The sequence below is a fragment of the Nonomuraea sp. NPDC052129 genome, from assembly GCF_040680095.1.
GTDB lineage: Bacteria > Actinomycetota > Actinomycetes > Streptosporangiales > Streptosporangiaceae > Nonomuraea.
Genome location: NZ_JBFAVX010000044.1, coordinates 23,584 through 39,716, shown reverse-complemented (window position 1 = coordinate 39,716; position 16,133 = coordinate 23,584). Strand labels below are relative to the sequence as shown.

The 16,133-nt window shown below is 68.2% G+C and carries 18 protein-coding genes; 12 read left to right on the top strand and 6 right to left on the bottom strand.

All coding sequences use genetic code 11. The features are described from left to right. Positions 1-9 precede the first annotated feature (9 nt). Positions 10-933: a TauD/TfdA family dioxygenase gene (locus AB0L53_RS52575; RefSeq protein ID WP_364012425.1), complete on the top strand. Its 924-nt coding sequence runs from the start codon at positions 10-12 to the stop codon at positions 931-933. Positions 934-954: 21 nt separating this feature from the next. Here AB0L53_RS52575 and AB0L53_RS52570 read toward each other — a convergent pair whose 3' ends face one another. Both AB0L53_RS52570 and AB0L53_RS52565 read right to left on the bottom strand, forming a co-directional pair. After that, positions 955-2,166: a cytochrome P450 gene (locus AB0L53_RS52570; protein ID WP_364012422.1), complete on the bottom strand. Its 1,212-nt coding sequence runs from the start codon at positions 2,164-2,166 to the stop codon at positions 955-957. A 70-nt stretch (positions 2,167-2,236) separates the two neighbouring features. Next, entirely contained in the window at positions 2,237-3,142 is a 906-nt protein-coding gene (locus AB0L53_RS52565; RefSeq protein WP_364012419.1) for a radical SAM protein, read from the bottom strand. A 246-nt stretch (positions 3,143-3,388) separates the two neighbouring features. Here AB0L53_RS52565 and AB0L53_RS52560 point away from each other — a divergent pair, with 246 nt between their 5' ends. The 5 genes from AB0L53_RS52560 to AB0L53_RS52540 all read left to right on the top strand — a co-directional run bounded on the left by AB0L53_RS52560 (position 3,389) and on the right by AB0L53_RS52540 (position 5,457). After that, positions 3,389-3,712 (top strand): SMR family transporter, encoded by a 324-nt coding sequence (locus AB0L53_RS52560; RefSeq protein ID WP_364012416.1) that lies wholly within the window; start codon positions 3,389-3,391, stop codon positions 3,710-3,712. A 119-nt stretch (positions 3,713-3,831) separates the two neighbouring features. After that, positions 3,832-4,386 (top strand): GNAT family protein, encoded by a 555-nt coding sequence (locus tag AB0L53_RS52555; RefSeq protein WP_364012413.1) that lies wholly within the window; start codon positions 3,832-3,834, stop codon positions 4,384-4,386. After that, a complete protein-coding gene (locus AB0L53_RS52550; protein WP_364012410.1) occupies positions 4,374-4,676 on the top strand; it encodes a DUF952 domain-containing protein in 303 nt (100 codons plus the stop codon). Before AB0L53_RS52555 ends, AB0L53_RS52550 begins: the two co-directional genes overlap by 13 nt. A 254-nt stretch (positions 4,677-4,930) precedes the next feature. Beyond that, positions 4,931-5,218: a hypothetical protein gene (locus AB0L53_RS52545; protein WP_364012407.1), complete on the top strand. Its 288-nt coding sequence runs from the start codon at positions 4,931-4,933 to the stop codon at positions 5,216-5,218. Then, positions 5,191-5,457 (top strand): alpha/beta hydrolase, encoded by a 267-nt coding sequence (locus tag AB0L53_RS52540; protein WP_364012404.1) that lies wholly within the window; start codon positions 5,191-5,193, stop codon positions 5,455-5,457. The genes AB0L53_RS52545 and AB0L53_RS52540 overlap by 28 nt, the downstream gene beginning before the upstream one ends. A gap of 49 nt (positions 5,458-5,506) precedes the next feature. Here AB0L53_RS52540 and AB0L53_RS52535 read toward each other — a convergent pair whose 3' ends face one another. Genes AB0L53_RS52535 through AB0L53_RS52525 form a run of 3 tightly spaced genes read right to left on the bottom strand, consistent with a single transcriptional unit; the run spans position 5,507 to position 7,994 of the window. Further along, the gene (locus AB0L53_RS52535) at positions 5,507-6,343 is read right to left on the bottom strand and encodes an ABC transporter permease (protein ID WP_364012401.1); all 837 of its coding nucleotides are present in this window, start codon (positions 6,341-6,343) and stop codon (positions 5,507-5,509) included. After that, entirely contained in the window at positions 6,343-7,101 is a 759-nt protein-coding gene (locus tag AB0L53_RS52530) for an ABC transporter permease (protein ID WP_364012398.1), read from the bottom strand. Before AB0L53_RS52530 ends, AB0L53_RS52535 begins: the two co-directional genes overlap by 1 nt. Then, positions 7,101-7,994 carry an ATP-binding cassette domain-containing protein gene (locus AB0L53_RS52525; RefSeq protein WP_364012395.1) on the bottom strand — a complete coding sequence of 298 codons (894 nt, stop codon included), beginning with the start codon at positions 7,992-7,994 and terminating at the stop codon, positions 7,101-7,103. The genes AB0L53_RS52530 and AB0L53_RS52525 overlap by 1 nt, the downstream gene beginning before the upstream one ends. Before the next feature lie 104 nt (positions 7,995-8,098). Between AB0L53_RS52525 and AB0L53_RS52520 the strand changes: the two genes are divergently transcribed. The 6 genes from AB0L53_RS52520 (at position 8,099) to AB0L53_RS52495 (ending at position 15,738) form a co-directional block, all read left to right on the top strand. Continuing rightward, on the top strand, positions 8,099-8,473 hold the full coding sequence (locus AB0L53_RS52520) for a nuclear transport factor 2 family protein (RefSeq protein WP_364012393.1): 375 nt from the start codon (positions 8,099-8,101) through the stop codon (positions 8,471-8,473). 863 nt (positions 8,474-9,336) lie between these two features. After that, positions 9,337-9,591: a hypothetical protein gene (locus AB0L53_RS52515; RefSeq protein ID WP_357956819.1), complete on the top strand. Its 255-nt coding sequence runs from the start codon at positions 9,337-9,339 to the stop codon at positions 9,589-9,591. A 13-nt stretch (positions 9,592-9,604) separates the two neighbouring features. Continuing rightward, the gene (locus tag AB0L53_RS52510) at positions 9,605-10,762 is read left to right on the top strand and encodes a hypothetical protein (protein WP_364012390.1); all 1,158 of its coding nucleotides are present in this window, start codon (positions 9,605-9,607) and stop codon (positions 10,760-10,762) included. Positions 10,763-11,406: 644 nt separating this feature from the next. After that, positions 11,407-13,110, top strand: a complete 1,704-nt coding sequence (locus AB0L53_RS52505) for an enoyl-CoA hydratase-related protein (RefSeq protein WP_364012387.1) — start codon at positions 11,407-11,409, stop codon at positions 13,108-13,110. A gap of 16 nt (positions 13,111-13,126) precedes the next feature. Further along, positions 13,127-14,656 carry a UDP-N-acetylglucosamine 1-carboxyvinyltransferase gene (locus AB0L53_RS52500; protein WP_357956813.1) on the top strand — a complete coding sequence of 510 codons (1,530 nt, stop codon included), beginning with the start codon at positions 13,127-13,129 and terminating at the stop codon, positions 14,654-14,656. A gap of 71 nt (positions 14,657-14,727) precedes the next feature. Beyond that, positions 14,728-15,738, top strand: a complete 1,011-nt coding sequence (locus AB0L53_RS52495) for a tyrosine-type recombinase/integrase (protein WP_364012384.1) — start codon at positions 14,728-14,730, stop codon at positions 15,736-15,738. Positions 15,739-15,866: 128 nt separating this feature from the next. Here the strand turns inward: AB0L53_RS52495 and AB0L53_RS52490 are convergent, their stop codons facing one another. Beyond that, positions 15,867-16,121, bottom strand: a complete 255-nt coding sequence (locus AB0L53_RS52490) for a helix-turn-helix transcriptional regulator (protein ID WP_357645069.1) — start codon at positions 16,119-16,121, stop codon at positions 15,867-15,869. Positions 16,122-16,133: the final 12 nt, after the last annotated feature.

The following is a 16,133-nucleotide window of genomic DNA, read 5'->3' as shown; positions in this document are numbered from 1 at the left end:
GTGGCCACCATGGCGATCGCACAAGTGCTGGGACCCGGCCAATGGCTGGCGGCGGAGATCCGCGACAGCCACACATGGAGGGTCGCGCTCAACGAGGAGCATCGGCACGAGGTGCTCGGCGCCGTACGGGCGGCGGAGACGGCCGGCCTGGCGCCGCAGGAGATCACCCCGGACGGCTTCCCGCTGCCGAGGCTCGGGCCACTCCTGCGGCGAGTGCGTGAGGAGATCGTGGACGGTCACGGGTTCGCCCTGCTCCAGGGAGTGCCCGTCGGCCAGATGAGCGAGCGGCAGCGCGAGATCGCCGGACTCGGCCTCGGCTGCCACATCGGCCCGATCGTCTCACAGGGACCCGGCCCGGTGCCGCTGGTGCACGTACGAGACACCGGCGCCGACCCCTCCCAGCCACGCACCCGCAGCTACCAGCACAACGGGCCGCTCGGCTACCACAGCGACCCCACCGACGTCGTCGCCCTGCTGTGCGTGCGGCCGGCCAAGTCAGGCGGCCTCAGCGTCATCGTCAGCTCCGCAGCGGTGCACAACGAGGTCGTCCGGACCCGCCCCGACCTGGCCGAAGTGCTCTACCAGCCGTGGTGGCACGACCGGCGCACCGGCGACGGCCCCGACAGCTTCTACACCAAACCGCTGTGCACGCTGGGCCAGGACGGCAGGGTGTCGTTCTCCTACGGGCCCGACTACCTGCGCTCGGCCCAGCGCGGCGCCTGCGTACCGCCGTTCACCCCGGCGCAGCGAGAGGCGATGGACCTGCTCGACCGGCTGACCAACGACCCCCGGTTCGTGCTCACCATGGACCTGCGGGAGGGCGACATGCAGTTCCTCAACAACCACGTCGTCCTGCACGGCCGCACCGCCTACGAAGACCACCCAAAACCGGAGCGCCGCCACCTCATCCGCCTGTGGTTCACCACCGGCTGAGACGCCGAAGCAGGCCGCTCCTCACCAGGTGACCCACACGTCCTGCAGCCCCCCGGACAACAACCCCGTACGCAGCCGCAGATCACCGGGAGCATCCCGCAGACCCAGCCCGGGCAGCCGCCGGGCCAGCGTGCCGAGCACGACCTGAAGCTCCATCCGGGCCAGCGGCTGGCCCAGGCAGAAGTGCGGCCCCGCGCCGAACGCCAGATGCTGGCCCGCGTTGTCACGGCGCGCGTCGAAGTGGTCGGGATCGGCGAACTTACGCGGATCCCGGTTGGCCGCGGGCCGGCACGGGATCAGCGTCGTACCCGCGCTGACCCGCACCCCGCCGAAGTCGGTCTCCTCGGTCGCCACCCGCGGCATGCCCACCACGCTGAGCGTGCTGTCCAGCCGCAGGACCTCCTCGACCGTGCCCGGGATCAGCTCCGGGTCCTCCGCCACCGCCGCGTAACGCCCCGGCTCCGACAGCAGCATCGCCACCATGATGGCGATCATGTTCGAGGTCGTCTCATGCCCGGCCAGCAGCAGCGCCTGCACGGTCGCGATCAGCTCCTCATGGCTGAGCCGCCCGTCCTGGCTGTCGGAGATCTGCGTCAGCTCGCTGAGCATGTCATCGCCCGGCGCGGCACGCTTGTCATCCACCAGATCCGACACATACGCGCCGAACTCCTCATACGCCTTCTCCACCTCCGACTGCTCGTAGCGGGTCAGCGTCAGCATCACCTGAGACCAGTGCGCGAACTTGTCCTGATCCTCACTCGGCGCCCCCACCAGAGCGCAGATGACCTGCACCGGCAGCGGCAGGCCCAGCTCGCGCGACAGGTTCGCCGGAGAGCCACCGGCCAGCATGCCGTCCACCAGCTCATCGGCCATCCGCTGCACCCGCGGGCGCCAGGCCTCGATCTTGCGGATGGTGAACGACGGGGTCAGCAGCCGCCGCCATCGCCGATGCCCGGTCCCGGCGATCATGCTCCCGCTCGCCATGCCGCGGGCGAAGATCCCGCCGTCGGCGGTGGTGGACACCCGCGCGGCGTCGGCGCCGCCGCGGCTGAAGCGCGGGTCGGTCAGCAGCGTGCGCACATCGTCGTAGCGGGTCACCAGCTCGGCGGTGTCGCCGCTGGGCAGCTGTACGTGCGCCACGGGGCACCCGCTCTGCAACTGGGCCCACTCCCGCGGCGGCTGCAGGGCCTCGGTCCGGTCGAAGGGGTAACGGGAGACGGGTTCGGCGGTCATGGCGGCGCCCTTCTGCTCACTGATAGGACACCCAAGATTCTAAGGCGACAGCCTTAAATCTTGACAGTAGTCAGACCAGCGCGAGTTGCGGGAACCGCGGCTCACGCTCCGGCGGCTCCGGCGGCCCCGACCGCATGCCGTAGACCCGGCACAACTGCCCGATCTGCCCCGTGATCCGCTCCTCGTAATCGGCCGCCGGCAACCCCGCCCCGTCGTACAACTCCTCATAGCGCTCCACCAGATGCGGATGCGCCTCACCCAGCCACTCCAGATACCACTGCCGCGTCCCCGGCGGCAGCCGCAACACCACCGGCTCCACCACCTTGGCCCCCGTGGCCGCGATCCGGCGTACCGTCGCCGACAACTGATCGGCCCCATCACTGAGCAACGGCAGCACCGGAGCCATCAGCACTCGGCACGACACCCCCGCCTCCACCAGCGCCGACACCAGCTCCAGCCGCGCCTGCGCACCCACCGCGCCCGGCTCCACCCCACGCCGGATCCGCTCGTCGACGAACGCGATCGAGACCGCCACCTGCGCCCCCGCCCGCGCCAGCACCGCGGCATCCCGCAACACCAGCGGACTCTTGGTGTAGACGGTGAACGGCACCGCCGCCTCACCCAGCGCCTCCACGATGCCCGGCATCAGCCGATAAGTCGCCTCCGCCTGCTGGTAACAGTCACCACTGACCCCCACCGCCAGCGCCTCACCACCCCAGCGCGCCAGCTCCGCCCGCAACCGTGTCACCGCGTTGGGCTTGACCACGATCCGCGTGTCGAAATCCCGCCCCGCGTCCAACCCCAGCCGCCGATGACCCGCACGGGCACCACAGCCACGGCAAGCATGAGCACAGCCACGATAGGGGGAGACGGCCCACCGCTGAGCGATCCCCGCACTCTGCGGCACCCGCTCGATCATCGTGCGGGCCTGCGTCTCATAAAAGCCGTCACGCAGCACCGCCCGCCGCTCGATCATCGGACGATCATCTGCGGCCTCAACAAGCGAAAGCGCGTCCCAACCCACGGCCCCAGTGGAACACGCATTCGACTCCCTTTTCAAGCGCTTCCGCCTCACCGGCCACCCACCGATCGGGGGTTCGACACACGCCGCCTCGGTCAGCACACTCGTCTTCATGGCCCCGGCGGTGACCGGCAGCGGCTCCAGCGCTACCCACGATCACACCGAGGCCATCTCACTGCCGCTCACGGGGAGGGATTCACCATGGCCTGGTTGCTGCTCGCGATCGCCATCGCCGCCGAGGTCATCGCGACCACCGCGCTCAAACTCAGCAACGGCCTGTCCCACCTCGGCTGGACCGCCATCGTCGCCATCGGCTACCTCATCTCCTTCGTCCTGCTCGCCCGCGCCCTGAAGATGCAGCTCGAAGTCGGCACCGCCTACGCCGTCTGGTCCGGCGCCGGCACCGCCGCCATCGCCCTCATCGGCGCCGCCTTCCTGGGGGAGACCCTCACCCCGCTCAAGATCGGCGGCATCCTGCTCATCATCGGCGGCGTCATCGTCCTCAACCTCGCCGGCGCCCACTGACCCCTGGTATGCCGAACACCCGCCACCGCCCGCCCGGTTGTCTGCCCGCCCGCCCGCCCGCGTGCCCGCCCGGCGAAAACGCCTCGCGCCCCCGAAGACGGATTATCTACACTGCCTCCGTGCTCAAACCCCACTACCCGATCCTCACCGACCGCCTCCTGCTGCGCCCCTTCACCCCCGACGACCTCCACGCGCTGCACGCCTACGAGTCCCGGCCCGACGTCGCCCGCTACCTCTACTGGGAACCCCGCGACCTCGACACCGTACGCACCTTCCTCGAAAGGAAGATCACCCGCGTCGCCCTCCTCGGCGAAGGAGACGCCCTCGACATCGCCATCACCTTGCGCGACACCGGCCAGCTCATCGGCAACGGCGTCCTGATCTGGACCAGCGCACAACACCGCCAAGGCGAGATCGGCTACATCCTGCACCCCGACCACCACCGCCGCGGCTACGCCCCCGAAGCCGGCCGCGAACTGCTCCGCCTCGGCTTCGAAGGACTCGGCCTGCACCGCATCGTCGGCCGCCTCGACGCCCGCAACACCGCCTCAGGCCGCGTACTGGAAAAACTCGGCCTGCGCCGCGAAGCCCACCTCATCGACAACGAGCAGGTCAAAGGCGAATGGGCCTCCGAGGTCATCTATGCCATGCTCGAATCCGAATGGACACCATAGACATCCTCCACCTCGCCCTGGCCGCCGACTGGGCCGCCGCCCAGCCGGCGGGGGAGTACCGCATCTCCACCCTCGGCCGCACCCTCGACCAAGAGGGCTTCATCCACTGCAGCCGCGACCTCGACCAGCTCCACGGCGTACACACCGCCTTCTACGGCCACGTCACCCAGCCGCTGCTCATCCTCCGCATCGACCCCGCCGGACTCGACATCCGCCTCGAGAACGGCTTCCCCCACCTGTACGGTCCACTCCCGCTCAGCTCGGTCACCGCCGTACACCCCTACGCCTGACCTTCAGCGCTCAGAGCTCGCCAACGAGACGACCGCCATCGGCCGCACAGGCAAGCGCCCTGCCCGCCCGCACCACGGCGTGGCCGCTCCCTGCCATGGCCCGCAGACAAGCGCGGACCGCTCCGCCCGCACCATCACGACCGTCACCAGGCAGGTAGTTGACCCTCAGCGCAGCGCCCAGTCGAAACCGTCGGGGGCGACAACACCGCTCCACCCACGTGAACGTTGTTCACCCATGCGGATGGAGGATCACGATGACACCGATTCCGGCGTTCGGGACAAAGCCTGGCGAACCGCCGCCGACACGTAACGCTTCAACACGCACCCGCCGCACCAACGCGGACACCCCGGCACACGAACACGGCAAAGGCCAGGTTCGCTCCGCCGACGAAACCACGATCGGCTACCGGCACCGCGGCCACAGACCCGCACTGATCCTCACGCACGGCGGAATGCAGGCATCCCAGCACCTCACCAGGCTCGCCACCGCCCTGTCGAGCGACCACACCGCTACGTGCCCGACCGGCGCGGACGCGGGCTGAGCGGCCCCAACGGAGCCGACTTCAGCCTCAAACGAGAGGTCGAAGACCTGCAGGCGCTCATCGCGACGACCGGCGCATCCCAGATCTTCGGCCTGAGCTCAGGTGCGCTCGTCGTCCTGCGCACGGACCTGGTCACGCCCGCCCTCGACCGCGTCGCCCTGTACGAGCCCCCGCTGTCGATCGGCGGCTCAGTGCCGCTCGACCCGGTCAGGGAGATGGCCGACACGGTCAGCACCTAGAAGACCTGCTCCCCGGCGCCCCCGCCCGCACCTCGGCACGACCGGCCGGCTACGCGCACAACACCCGCTGAATCCGCCCCGCCGCGAACCACAACCCCGCCACCGCCATCACCACCAGATAACCCGCATGCCCCAGCAACCCCCACTCCGGCACACCCGAGGCCAGACCCCGCACCAACTCCACCGCGTGATACAGCGGCGTCACCCGCACCACCACCTCCAACACCCCCGGATAATCCGCCACGGGGGAGAAGGTGCCGGAAAACAGGAACAACGAGAACTGCGCCGCCGTCATCAGATCGAAATCCTGCCAGCCACGCAGCACCGTCGACACCGCCATCCCCAGCGCGCCGAACGACACCCCCACCAGCATCGTCGCCGGAAACGCCGCCAACGCCCACACCGGCTCGGCCAGCCCCAGCACCACCATCACCACCAGGAACAACGCCGTGTAAACAGAACTGCGCACCATCGCCCAGGTCAACTCACCCAACGCCACCTCGATCGGCCGCACCGGCGTCGCCAAAACCGCCTCGAACGTCTTCGTATAACGCATCTTGAAGAAGAAGTTGAACGTCGTCTCCGACAACGCCCCATTCATCGCCGAGACCGCCAGCATCGCCGGCGCCACGAACACCGCGTAGGACACCACCCGGCCATCACCCAGCGGAATCCGCCCCACCAGCGCACCCACACCCACACCGATCGACAGCAGATACAGCAGCGGCTCGAAGAACCCCGACACCAGCACCAGCCAGTACGAAGCACCCGAACGCAACGCACCCACATTGCGGCCCACCACCGCACCCACCCGGCCCGCCGAAACACGCCCCGCCGAAACCCGGCCGGACACCAGCCGCCGGGCCACCGCCAACGTCACCATCATCAGTCCTGAAGTCGCTTACGGAACGCGTAACCCGCCCACCACAGCCCGCCCGCCGCGAACACCACCAAACACCCGGCATGCGCCCACAGCGGCCACGGGGGAGCGGCCCCCGACGTCGCCGCCCGCGCCAACTCCACCCCATGCCACAACGGCGACGCATAAGCCACCGGCCGCACCAGCGCCGGCAACTGCTCCACCGGGAAGAACACCCCCGCGAACAACGTCGAGGGCAACATCACGAACCGAAACAGCAACGCGAAATAACTGTCATGCTCGATCGTCGCCGAGAACGCCGTCACCGGCGCCGCCACGGCCACCGCCAGCAACGCCGCCACCAGCGGCGTCAACACCACCCACGGCGAGGACAACGCCCCGAACGCCCCCACCACCAGCAGGAACGCCACCACCGCGATCTCGACCCTGAACACGATGTACAGCAGCCAGCCGCCGACCATGTCCCACACCGACACCCGCGTCGCGAACATCGCATGCGCCCCGCGATTCCACCGGAACTCCCCGAACACCGCATACGTACACTCGCCGACCGCCATCTGAAACGCCGTCGACGCCAGCACCCCCGGCACGATCCACTCCACGTACGGCACGCCGCCCACCTCACCGACGTAACCACCCACCCCCAGCCCGATACTGGCCAGGAACAACACCGGCAACACGAACGACGAGAACAACGACGCCCGCCACAACCGCTTGTACAGCGTCAGATGCCGCTCCAGCACCGCCACCGTCGGATGCGCCATCACTCCACCAACGTCCGGCCCGTCAGATGCAGGAACACATCCTCCAGCGACGAACGGCGCACCAGCACACTGGAGGGCACCAGCCCACGCCGATGCACCTCCGACACCGCCGCGTCACCGTCCTTGGCGTAGACCAAGATCCGATCCGGCAGCACATCCACCCGATCACCGATCCCGGCCAGCGGCGCCACGAAATCCGCCAGCTCCTGCCCGCCGAAGCGCACCTCCACCACCTCAGGCGAGGAATGGGCCTCGATCAGCGAACGCGGCGACCCCTCGGCCACGATCCGCCCGCCGTCCATCACCACCAGCCGATCGCACAACTGCTCGGCCTCATCCATGTAGTGCGTGGTCAGCACCAGCGTCACACCCCGCTGCTTCAACCGGAACAACCGCTCCCACAGCAGATGACGCGCCTGCGGATCCAGCCCCGTCGTCGGCTCGTCCAGCAGCACCAGATCCGGCTCGTTCACCATCGCCCGCGCGATCGTCAGCCGCCGCTTCATCCCGCCCGACAGCGGCTCCACCCGGCTCGAGGCCCGATCACTCAGCTGCGCGAACTCCAGCAGCTCCTCGGCCCGGGCCCGCGCCTGCGCCCGCGACAACCCGAAATAACGGGCGTACGTCGTCAAATTCTCGCGAACCGTCAGATCAGGGTCCAAGTTATCCAGCTGCGGGCAGACACCCAGCCGCCCCCGAATCCGCGGCCCCTCCCGCACCGGATCCAGCCCGAAGATCCGCAACTCACCCGCAGACGGCATCGACACGCAACTGATCATCCGCATCGTCGACGACTTACCCGCCCCATTGGGACCCAGGAAACCGAACGCCTCACCAGGCGCCACGTCGATATCGATCCCGTCGACCGCGACGAAATCCCCGAACCGCTTCACCAGCCCGCGCGCGCGGACCAGCGACTGCTCACCAGACACGAGCTCAGACCATAACCAACGCCACCGACAGAATCGAGCGGTTAAACGCCGCCACACTGAGAACCATGAACACCCGAGCAGCCGCCCAGCGCTTCGCCGACACCTGGCAACACGGCTGGACCCACCACGACACCGACCACATCGCCACCCTCTACCACCACGACGCGGTCCACACCTCCATGCCCTTCCGGCCACCACACCGGGGGAGAAGCGCCATAGCGGACTACATCCGCTGGTCCTTCAGCACCGAAACCGCACCGCACGTCACCTTCGCCACCCCCATCGTGGACGGTGACCAGGCGGTCATCGAATTCCGCGTCCACGCCATCGACGAAGGCACACCCATCACCCTCGCGGGCTGCGTCATCGCCCGCTTCGACTCCGACGGCCTCGCCGTACAGACCCGCGACTACTGGCACACCACACAAGGCCACGAATGACCACACGCACAGAACAGCCAGCCCACAAATACGACAAAAGCACTACAACTCAGGCCCGGAGACCCACCCGGCACCCGCACAGAACCCGGGCACCGGCTACAAAAACGATCAGCCCGCCACCCGCGCCCGCGCCGGACCGGCGACAGGAGCCAAGGAAGGCGCGGGAGCCACCGGGGGAGCGGCCGGCACAACCGGGGCCGAAGGACGCGCCATCTGCTGCGTCCGCTCCATCTCGGCCCGCCGCTCGGCGCAACCACCTCCGCAGTAACCGTTGGTCACAATAAGACGACCCCGCAGTGTCGTGTAGGACTCCCGGCCCGTGGCGGGCAGAACTCCCTGACACACTGGACATAACACCGACTGATTCCCCACGTGCTGCTCCTCTCGCGGCGCGATAGCAGATTTCCCACCCTAAGGCGATCCGGCCAGCCAGGACAGTGAATCAACCGAAGGTCAACCCATCGGTCAGAGCATTCCGGCCTCACGCACCGTAATGATCAAGAACCGCGCCGGCCCACCGGAGGCGGCCGTCACCTCCTGTAACACCCCCTGGCCAGGCCCCGACGATCACCGCTTGGTAGGGCGGCGGGCAGGGTGACCAACGTCACTAAGCGCACATGGGGCTCCACCCCGAGTCAGAGCCCCTCTCAAAGCGGTCTACTTGACATAATGTTCATTATCAAGCAACCGGAGATGCTCCGCACACGGCAGCTTTCGCCACCTACGCTGAGAAATATGAACTTAGGCCCCGTGGAGCTCCTCGTCTTCGCCGTGATCATCGTCGTGATCGTGATCATCGCCTTCATCGTCATCCGGGCGTCATCTCGCCGCTGATCTCCGGCGGGCGGCGTTACGATCGAGAGATGCACAGCCTGGCGATCTCCACTACGGGTCTCGTCGCGCTCACCGCCGTCGTCACCGCCCTGGCCATCTACCTGATCATCCTGGCCGTCCGGCTGACCAGGAACCCCCGCAACCGCCCCACCCCCAGCCCCGACCTCGTCGACCAGGCGCGCGAGATGAAGGCTCATGGCCAGCTCCAGGAGGCCGTCTTCCTCGTACGCGGCGAGACCGGCATGAGCCAGCGCGCCGCCGCCCGCTTCGTCAACCGCCTCTAAATCACTCGAAAATATGCGATACCGGACAGAAGCGGGATTCTGTCTGGTATCGCGTACAGTTCCATTTCGACCGCTGTCCAGGCAATCAGGCCGGCTTCCCGGTGTGCGGGGGCCAGCGTGGCGCCGACGATTCGTCGTCGTGGGATTGTTCGTGTCGTTCGCCAGTTTCTTGTTGATGGGACTCGGTGCGTGGTGGGGGCATGAGGATTCGCGTTACGGCGCCTTCGAATCCCTCGGAATACTGCTGATCACTCTCATCGGCGCGGGTCTGCTTGTCGCCGGTCTCGGCCCGCTGCCTGCGATGCTGCTGGAGGTCACCGGTCCATATGCGGAACGGCTGCCGCTGCCCTTCCGTCTGGCGGCCCGCGACCTGGCCGATCGTCGCGTTCGCGCGGTGCTCGCGATCACGGTGGTGATGATGGCGAGCGCTTTCGGCATCGCGCTGACGGTGATCGCGGTCGGCCAAACGACGCAGAGCAGGGCCGAATACTCCCCCAGGGCCCGGCCGGACACCTTATTGGTCCAGCCGAACCCCTTGTTCGCAGGGCCTTTCTCGGCGGCGGACGCGGAAACCATACGAGCGGTGATCGAGCGCGATTTACCCGGAGTGCCGATTGCCCAGAGTGAGCGCCCTTCGGCCGAGTCTCGGTTCTTCCGCGCGAGCGCGGAGAACGTCGAGATACCGGAGGAAGTTGTCTACTGGGATCAGGCCATAGGTGACGAGAAGCTGCTGCGGTACCTGACGGGCGATCAGTCGACGCCGTACGACGAGGGCACGGCCGTGGTGATCACGTCAGCCGAGGTGAAGGTCGACTCGGTCGAGCTCTCCTACGAGATCAACGAGAACGACGAGACGACGACCAGGACCGTCCCGGCGGTCAGCACCAGGGCCGCCGATCCGCACATGGAGACGATCTTCGTCCCGTCGAAGATCGTCCGGGATCTCGGTTACCAGCTCCAGCCGGAGGAGCTGATCGTCGACCCCACCCTGCGGCGGGTCACGGTGCAGGAGCAGAAGCGCCTCGATGACCGGCTGGACGACGCGGTCGCCAAGGCTTACGTCGAACAGGTGGTTCTGTGCCTTTCGCGCTGGTCTGAGCGCCCTGTGCGGAACGGTTCTGGGCGCGGTCGCCGGCTGTCCCCGCCGGGATGTTGCTGCTGTGGCCCCTGACTGTGCGTACCACGTGGGAGGAGCCGGTACGGGTGCCGTTCGAGACCGGCCTTCCTCTCCTTGCCGCCGTCCTCGGTGTGCTTCTCGCCCGCGAGCAGTCGCACGTCCCAACTCCTGCGGCGTCTCGGCCCTGAAACTGAGCGGTCCTTGCCCAGTCCGATCACCGCCAGGGTGGCGGCCCCGTTGTTCCCGTAGGGATCGGGCGCCGGGTCACGGTGGCCGGTGAAGTTGGGCCCCTTTTGCGACAGGACAGAAAGCCAGACCGGAAGGGGCGCAATCACGGTGAGGCGCCGCAAGTGTCAAGCGGTCCGGGCCGGGGTTTCGGTCGCGTGGCGGGCCCGGTTGTCGGGACGCGGAAGGGGGTTTCGGGGCCGTTTTGGGACCTCTCCCCCACATTCGATTCCGACAAATCTGGTCATTTGGGGCTGGTCCGGGCGGATTTTTGCCGAGATGTGTCATCAGCACTTGCAGGTTCGTGTCAGCATCGAGGGCATGTACGGGCCATATGGGACTGCCGTAAACATCTGGGACCGGTGGGGTCACCCGCGCCCAGGTGTGCCCGGCTGAGCCGGCCCCTCTCCCCCGGGCCCGCACACGGCGAGCCCCCGTACCCCTCGAACGACCCGCCTGAAAGAAGTTCTCCGTTGCGTATTCTGCTGCTCTGCTCCTCCTTCAACGGCCTGACCCAGCGCGCCTGGCTGGAACTGCGCCGGGCCGGTCACGACGTCACCGTCGAGCTGGCCGTCTCGGAGCAGGTGATGCTGGAGGCGGCCCAGCTGGCCAAACCCGACCTGATCATCTGCCCGTTCCTGAAGGAGAAGGTCCCGGCGCTGCTGTGGCAGAACCACCGCACGATCATCATTCACCCCGGGCCGCCCGGCGACCGGGGCCCGTCCTCTCTGGACTGGGCGATCGCCGACGCCGAGCCGGAGTGGGGTGTGACGGCGCTGCAGGCGGTGGAGGAGATGGACGCGGGGCCGATCTGGGGGTTCCGGACGTTCGCGATGCCGGCCGAGCCGCCGCGTAAGTCCGCCCTCTACAACGGGCCGGTGGCCGACGCGGCGGTGGAGTTGGTGGTGGAGGTGGCGGCCAAGGCGATGGACGCGGGGTTCGCGCCGGTGCCGCTGGATTATCGTTCGCCGCTGGTGCGGGGGCGGTTGCGGCCGGCGATGCGGCATGGCGACCGGGAGTTCTCCTGGTCGGAGCCGACGGACGCGGTGTTGCGGCGGGTTCGTTCGGCCGATGGGGCGCCGGGTGGGCGGGTGCTGCTGGAGGGGCGGATGATGCGGGTGTTCGATGTGTATCGGGGCCCGGTGGTGGTGGGGACGCCGGGGTCGGTGGTGGCGCGGCGTGAGGGCGCGGTGCTGGTGCACACCGGTGACGGCACGGTGTGGGTGGGGCATCTGCGGGCGGAGGAGCCGGGGGCGATCAAGCTGCCGGCGGCGTTGGTGCTGGGTGATCGGGTGGCGGGGCTGGAGGAGCGGCCGGGTTACAGCGAGGTGACCTATGACCGTAGTGACGCGGTGGGGGTGGTGAGTTTCGACTTCTACAACGGCGCGATGTCGACCGAGCAGTGCCGGCGGCTGGCGTCGGCGTTGCGGTACGCGTCGGCGCAGGACACGCGGGTGGTAGTGCTGCGGGGTGGTGAGGTGTTCTCCAACGGCATCCATCTGAATGTGATCGAGGCGGCGCGTCATCCGGAGCTGGAGGCGTGGATGAACATCAACGCGATCAACCAGGTGTGTCGTGAGGTGATCGCGTGTACGGGGCAGCTGATGGTGACGTCGGTGGGCGGTAACGCGGGTGCGGGTGGCGTGATGATGGGGCTGGGCGCGGATCGGGTGCTGATTCGTGAGGGTGTGGTGTTGAATCCGCACTATCGGACGATGGGGTTGTTCGGGTCGGAGTTCTGGACGTACGTGCTGCCTCGGCGGGTGGGTGCGTCGGTGGCGGGGCGGCTGACGGGTGAGGCGTTGCCGGTGGGTGCGGCGCAGGCGGTGGAGCTGGGGCTGGCCGATCGGATGATGGTGGGGTCGCGGCTGGAGTTCGAGCGGTCGGTGCTGGAGTACGCCGAGCGGTTGGCGGCCGGGGATGATTATGAGCGGTTGCTGGGGATCAAGCGGGAGGTGCGGGAGGCCGATGAGCGGCGTAAGCCGTTGGAGGCCTATCGGGTGGAGGAGCTGGCGGAGATGAGCCGGGACATGTTCGATGACCGCAATGGGTTCCGGCAGGCGCGTCAGGCGTTCGTGCACAAGCGTAAGGTGGTGGCGACGCCGGAGCATCTGGCGGTGCATCGGGAGTTGTCCGGCGCGTCGGCGGGGTCGGGTGCGGCCACATCTCATATGTGAGATATGTTGTCGTGTTATGACTGATGATTATCTCGTGCGGATCGGCCGGTTGATTCGTGACGCGCGCCAGCACCGTGGGTGGACGCAGCTGCAGCTGGCGGATGCTCTGGCGACGAGTCAGAGTGCGGTGAACCGGATCGAGCGCGGTAACCAGAACATCAGTCTTGAGATGATCGCGCGGATCGGTGAGGCGCTCGACAGTGAGATCGTGTCGCTGGGCTATGCCGGGCCGATGCATCTGCGGGTCGTGGGCGGGCGGCGTCTGTCGGGCAGCATCGATGTCAAGACCTCCAAGAACGCGTGTGTGGCGCTGCTGTGCGCGTCGCTGCTGACCTCGGGGCGGACGATTCTGCGTAAGGTGGCGCGGATCGAGGAGGTCTACCGGATCCTGGAGGTGCTCGCCTCGATCGGGGTGCGGGCGCGGTGGATCAACGAGGGCAGTGACCTGGAGATCGTGCCTCCGGCCCGGCTGGAGCTGGAGGCGATGGACACCGAGGCGGCGCGGCGTACCAGGAGTGTGATCATGTTCCTGGGGCCGTTGATGCATCGTACGGACCAGTTCCAGATTCCGTACGCGGGCGGCTGCGACCTGGGGACGCGTACGGTGCAGCCGCACATGTCGGCGTTGCGGCACTTCGGGCTGGACATCACGGCGACGGGCGGTTTCTACCACGCGCGGGTGGACCGGGGGGTGTCGCCGTCGCGGGCGATCGTGCTGACCGAGCGGGGTGACACCGTGACGGAGAACGCGCTGCTGGCGGCGGCGCGCCACGACGGTGTGACGGTGATCCGCAACGCCTCCTCCAACTACATGGTGCAGGACCTGTGCTTCTTCCTGGAGGAGCTGGGTGTGCGGGTGGAGGGCGTGGGCACGACGACGCTGACGGTTCACGGGGTGGCCTCGATCGAGCGGGATGTGGACTACTCCCCCTCTGAGGACCCGGTGGAGGCGATGAGCCTGCTGGCGGCGGCGGTGGTGACGCAGTCGGAGCTGACGATCTGCCGGGTGCCGGTGGAGTTCCTGGAGATCGAGCTGGCGGTTCTGGAGGAGATGGGCCTCGATCACGATCGGGGTGCCGAGTACGCGGCGGCCAATGGGCGGACGCGGCTGGTGGATCTGACGGTGCGGCCTTCCAAGCTGGTCTCCCCCATCGACAAGATCCACCCGATGCCGTTTCCGGGGCTGAACATCGACAATGTGCCGTTCTTCGCGGCGATCGCGGCGACGGCGCAGGGTTCGACGCTGATCCATGACTGGGTCTATGACAACCGGGCGATCTATCTGACGGAGCTGACGCGGCTGGGGGCGTCGGTGAAGTTGCTGGATCCGCATCGGGTGCTGGTGGAGGGGCCGACGCGCTGGCGCAGCGCGGAGATGATGTGCCCGCCGGCGCTGCGGCCGGCGGTGGTGGTGCTGCTGGCGATGATGGCGGGTGAGGGCACGTCGGTGCTGCGCAATGTGTACGTCATCAACCGGGGGTATGAGGATCTGGCCGAGCGGCTGAACGCGCTGGGGGCGCGGATCGAGACCTTCCGCGACATCTGATTTTCTGTCGGTGGGGCTCGCTACCGTCTGCCTGTGTGGATCTTCGGTGGATCTTGGGGTGAGGGGGGACGGTGCGGCCTGCTGAGCTCGATCGGCTGACGGTGGTGGAGGCGGCCGACCGCTATGTGGAGCTGGTGCGGGCCAAGACGTTGACGGGGGCGTTGTCGCAGGCGACGGCGGAGCTGTATGCGCGTGATGTGGCGACGCTGGTGGCGCTGGCCGGGGAGTCGACGGTGCTGGACGACCTGTCGGGTGAGGACGTCGACGCGATTTTGCTGGCGTTCGCGCGTAAGCCGGATGGCCGGCGCTCGGCGGGTGGCGGGGGGCAGAGTCCGTCGTCGCAGGCGCGGTTTCGGCGTTCGATCTCGGCGTTGTTCAAGTACGCGTCGCTGGCGGGCTGGGTGCAGATCAATCCGATGGCGTTGTCGACGGTGACGGCCAGGGAGCGGGGCGGGTTGCGGCCCGAGCGGCGGGCGTTGACGCGGGAGCAGGCGCAGGGGTTGATCGGGGCGGCGCGGTCGGCGGGTGAGGCGTCGGCGGCGGGGCGGCGTGATCAGCGGACGGAGTTGCGTGATGCGTTGATCGTGTTGTTGTTGTCGACGCTGGGGCCGCGGGTGTCGGAGCTGGTGCGGGCCAATGTCGAGGATTTCTACACCAATGACGGGGTGCGTTATTGGCGGATCTTCGGCAAGGGGGGCCGCACGCGGGATGTGCCGCTCCCCCGCGATGTGGCGCTGGCGTTGGAGGCTTATCTGGCGCGGGAGCGGGCGGCGTTGCCGGACAAGGCGTTGTTGTTGTCGTGGCGGGGGCGGCGGCTGGCGCGTGGTGATGTGCAGGGGGTGATCGATCGGGTGCAGCGGCGGGTGGCGGCCGAGCAGCGGCGGTCGGTGACGCCGCATGGGTTGCGGCATACGACGGCGACGCATCTGCTGGCGGACGCGGTGGACATGGACGCGGTGCGGCGGGTGCTGGGGCACAGTGATCTGTCGACGCTGGGGCGTTACCGCGATGAGTTGCCGGGTGAGCTGGAGGGGGCGATGCGGGCGCATCCGTTGTTGAAGCGGGCCGACCCGGATCGGTGAGCGGGCCTGCTTCCGCCTCGCCTGCTTTCGCCCGGCCCGCTTTTGGTCTGGCTTGTTTCGCGTGGCTGGGTGGGCTTTGGGCGGGTGTGGCGGCGGTGAGTGGTTGAGCGGGCCCGGTTTCGTCTCGCTCAGGCGGGGGTGGCGGGGGTGAGCCGCAGGGCGAGGTGGTCGAGGGAGACGCCGAGGACGTCGGCCAGGGCGGCGATGGTGAAGAAGGCCGGGGTGGGGATGCGGCCGGTCTCGATCTTGCGGAGGGTTTCGGCGGACATGCCGGCCGCGGCGGCGACTTCGACGATGCTGCGGTCGCCGCGTACGTCGCGGAGCAGCAGGCCGAGCTGCTCGCCGCGCCGTCGCTCTTCGGGGGTCAGCGAGGGTCGGACCATGAACCCAAGTCT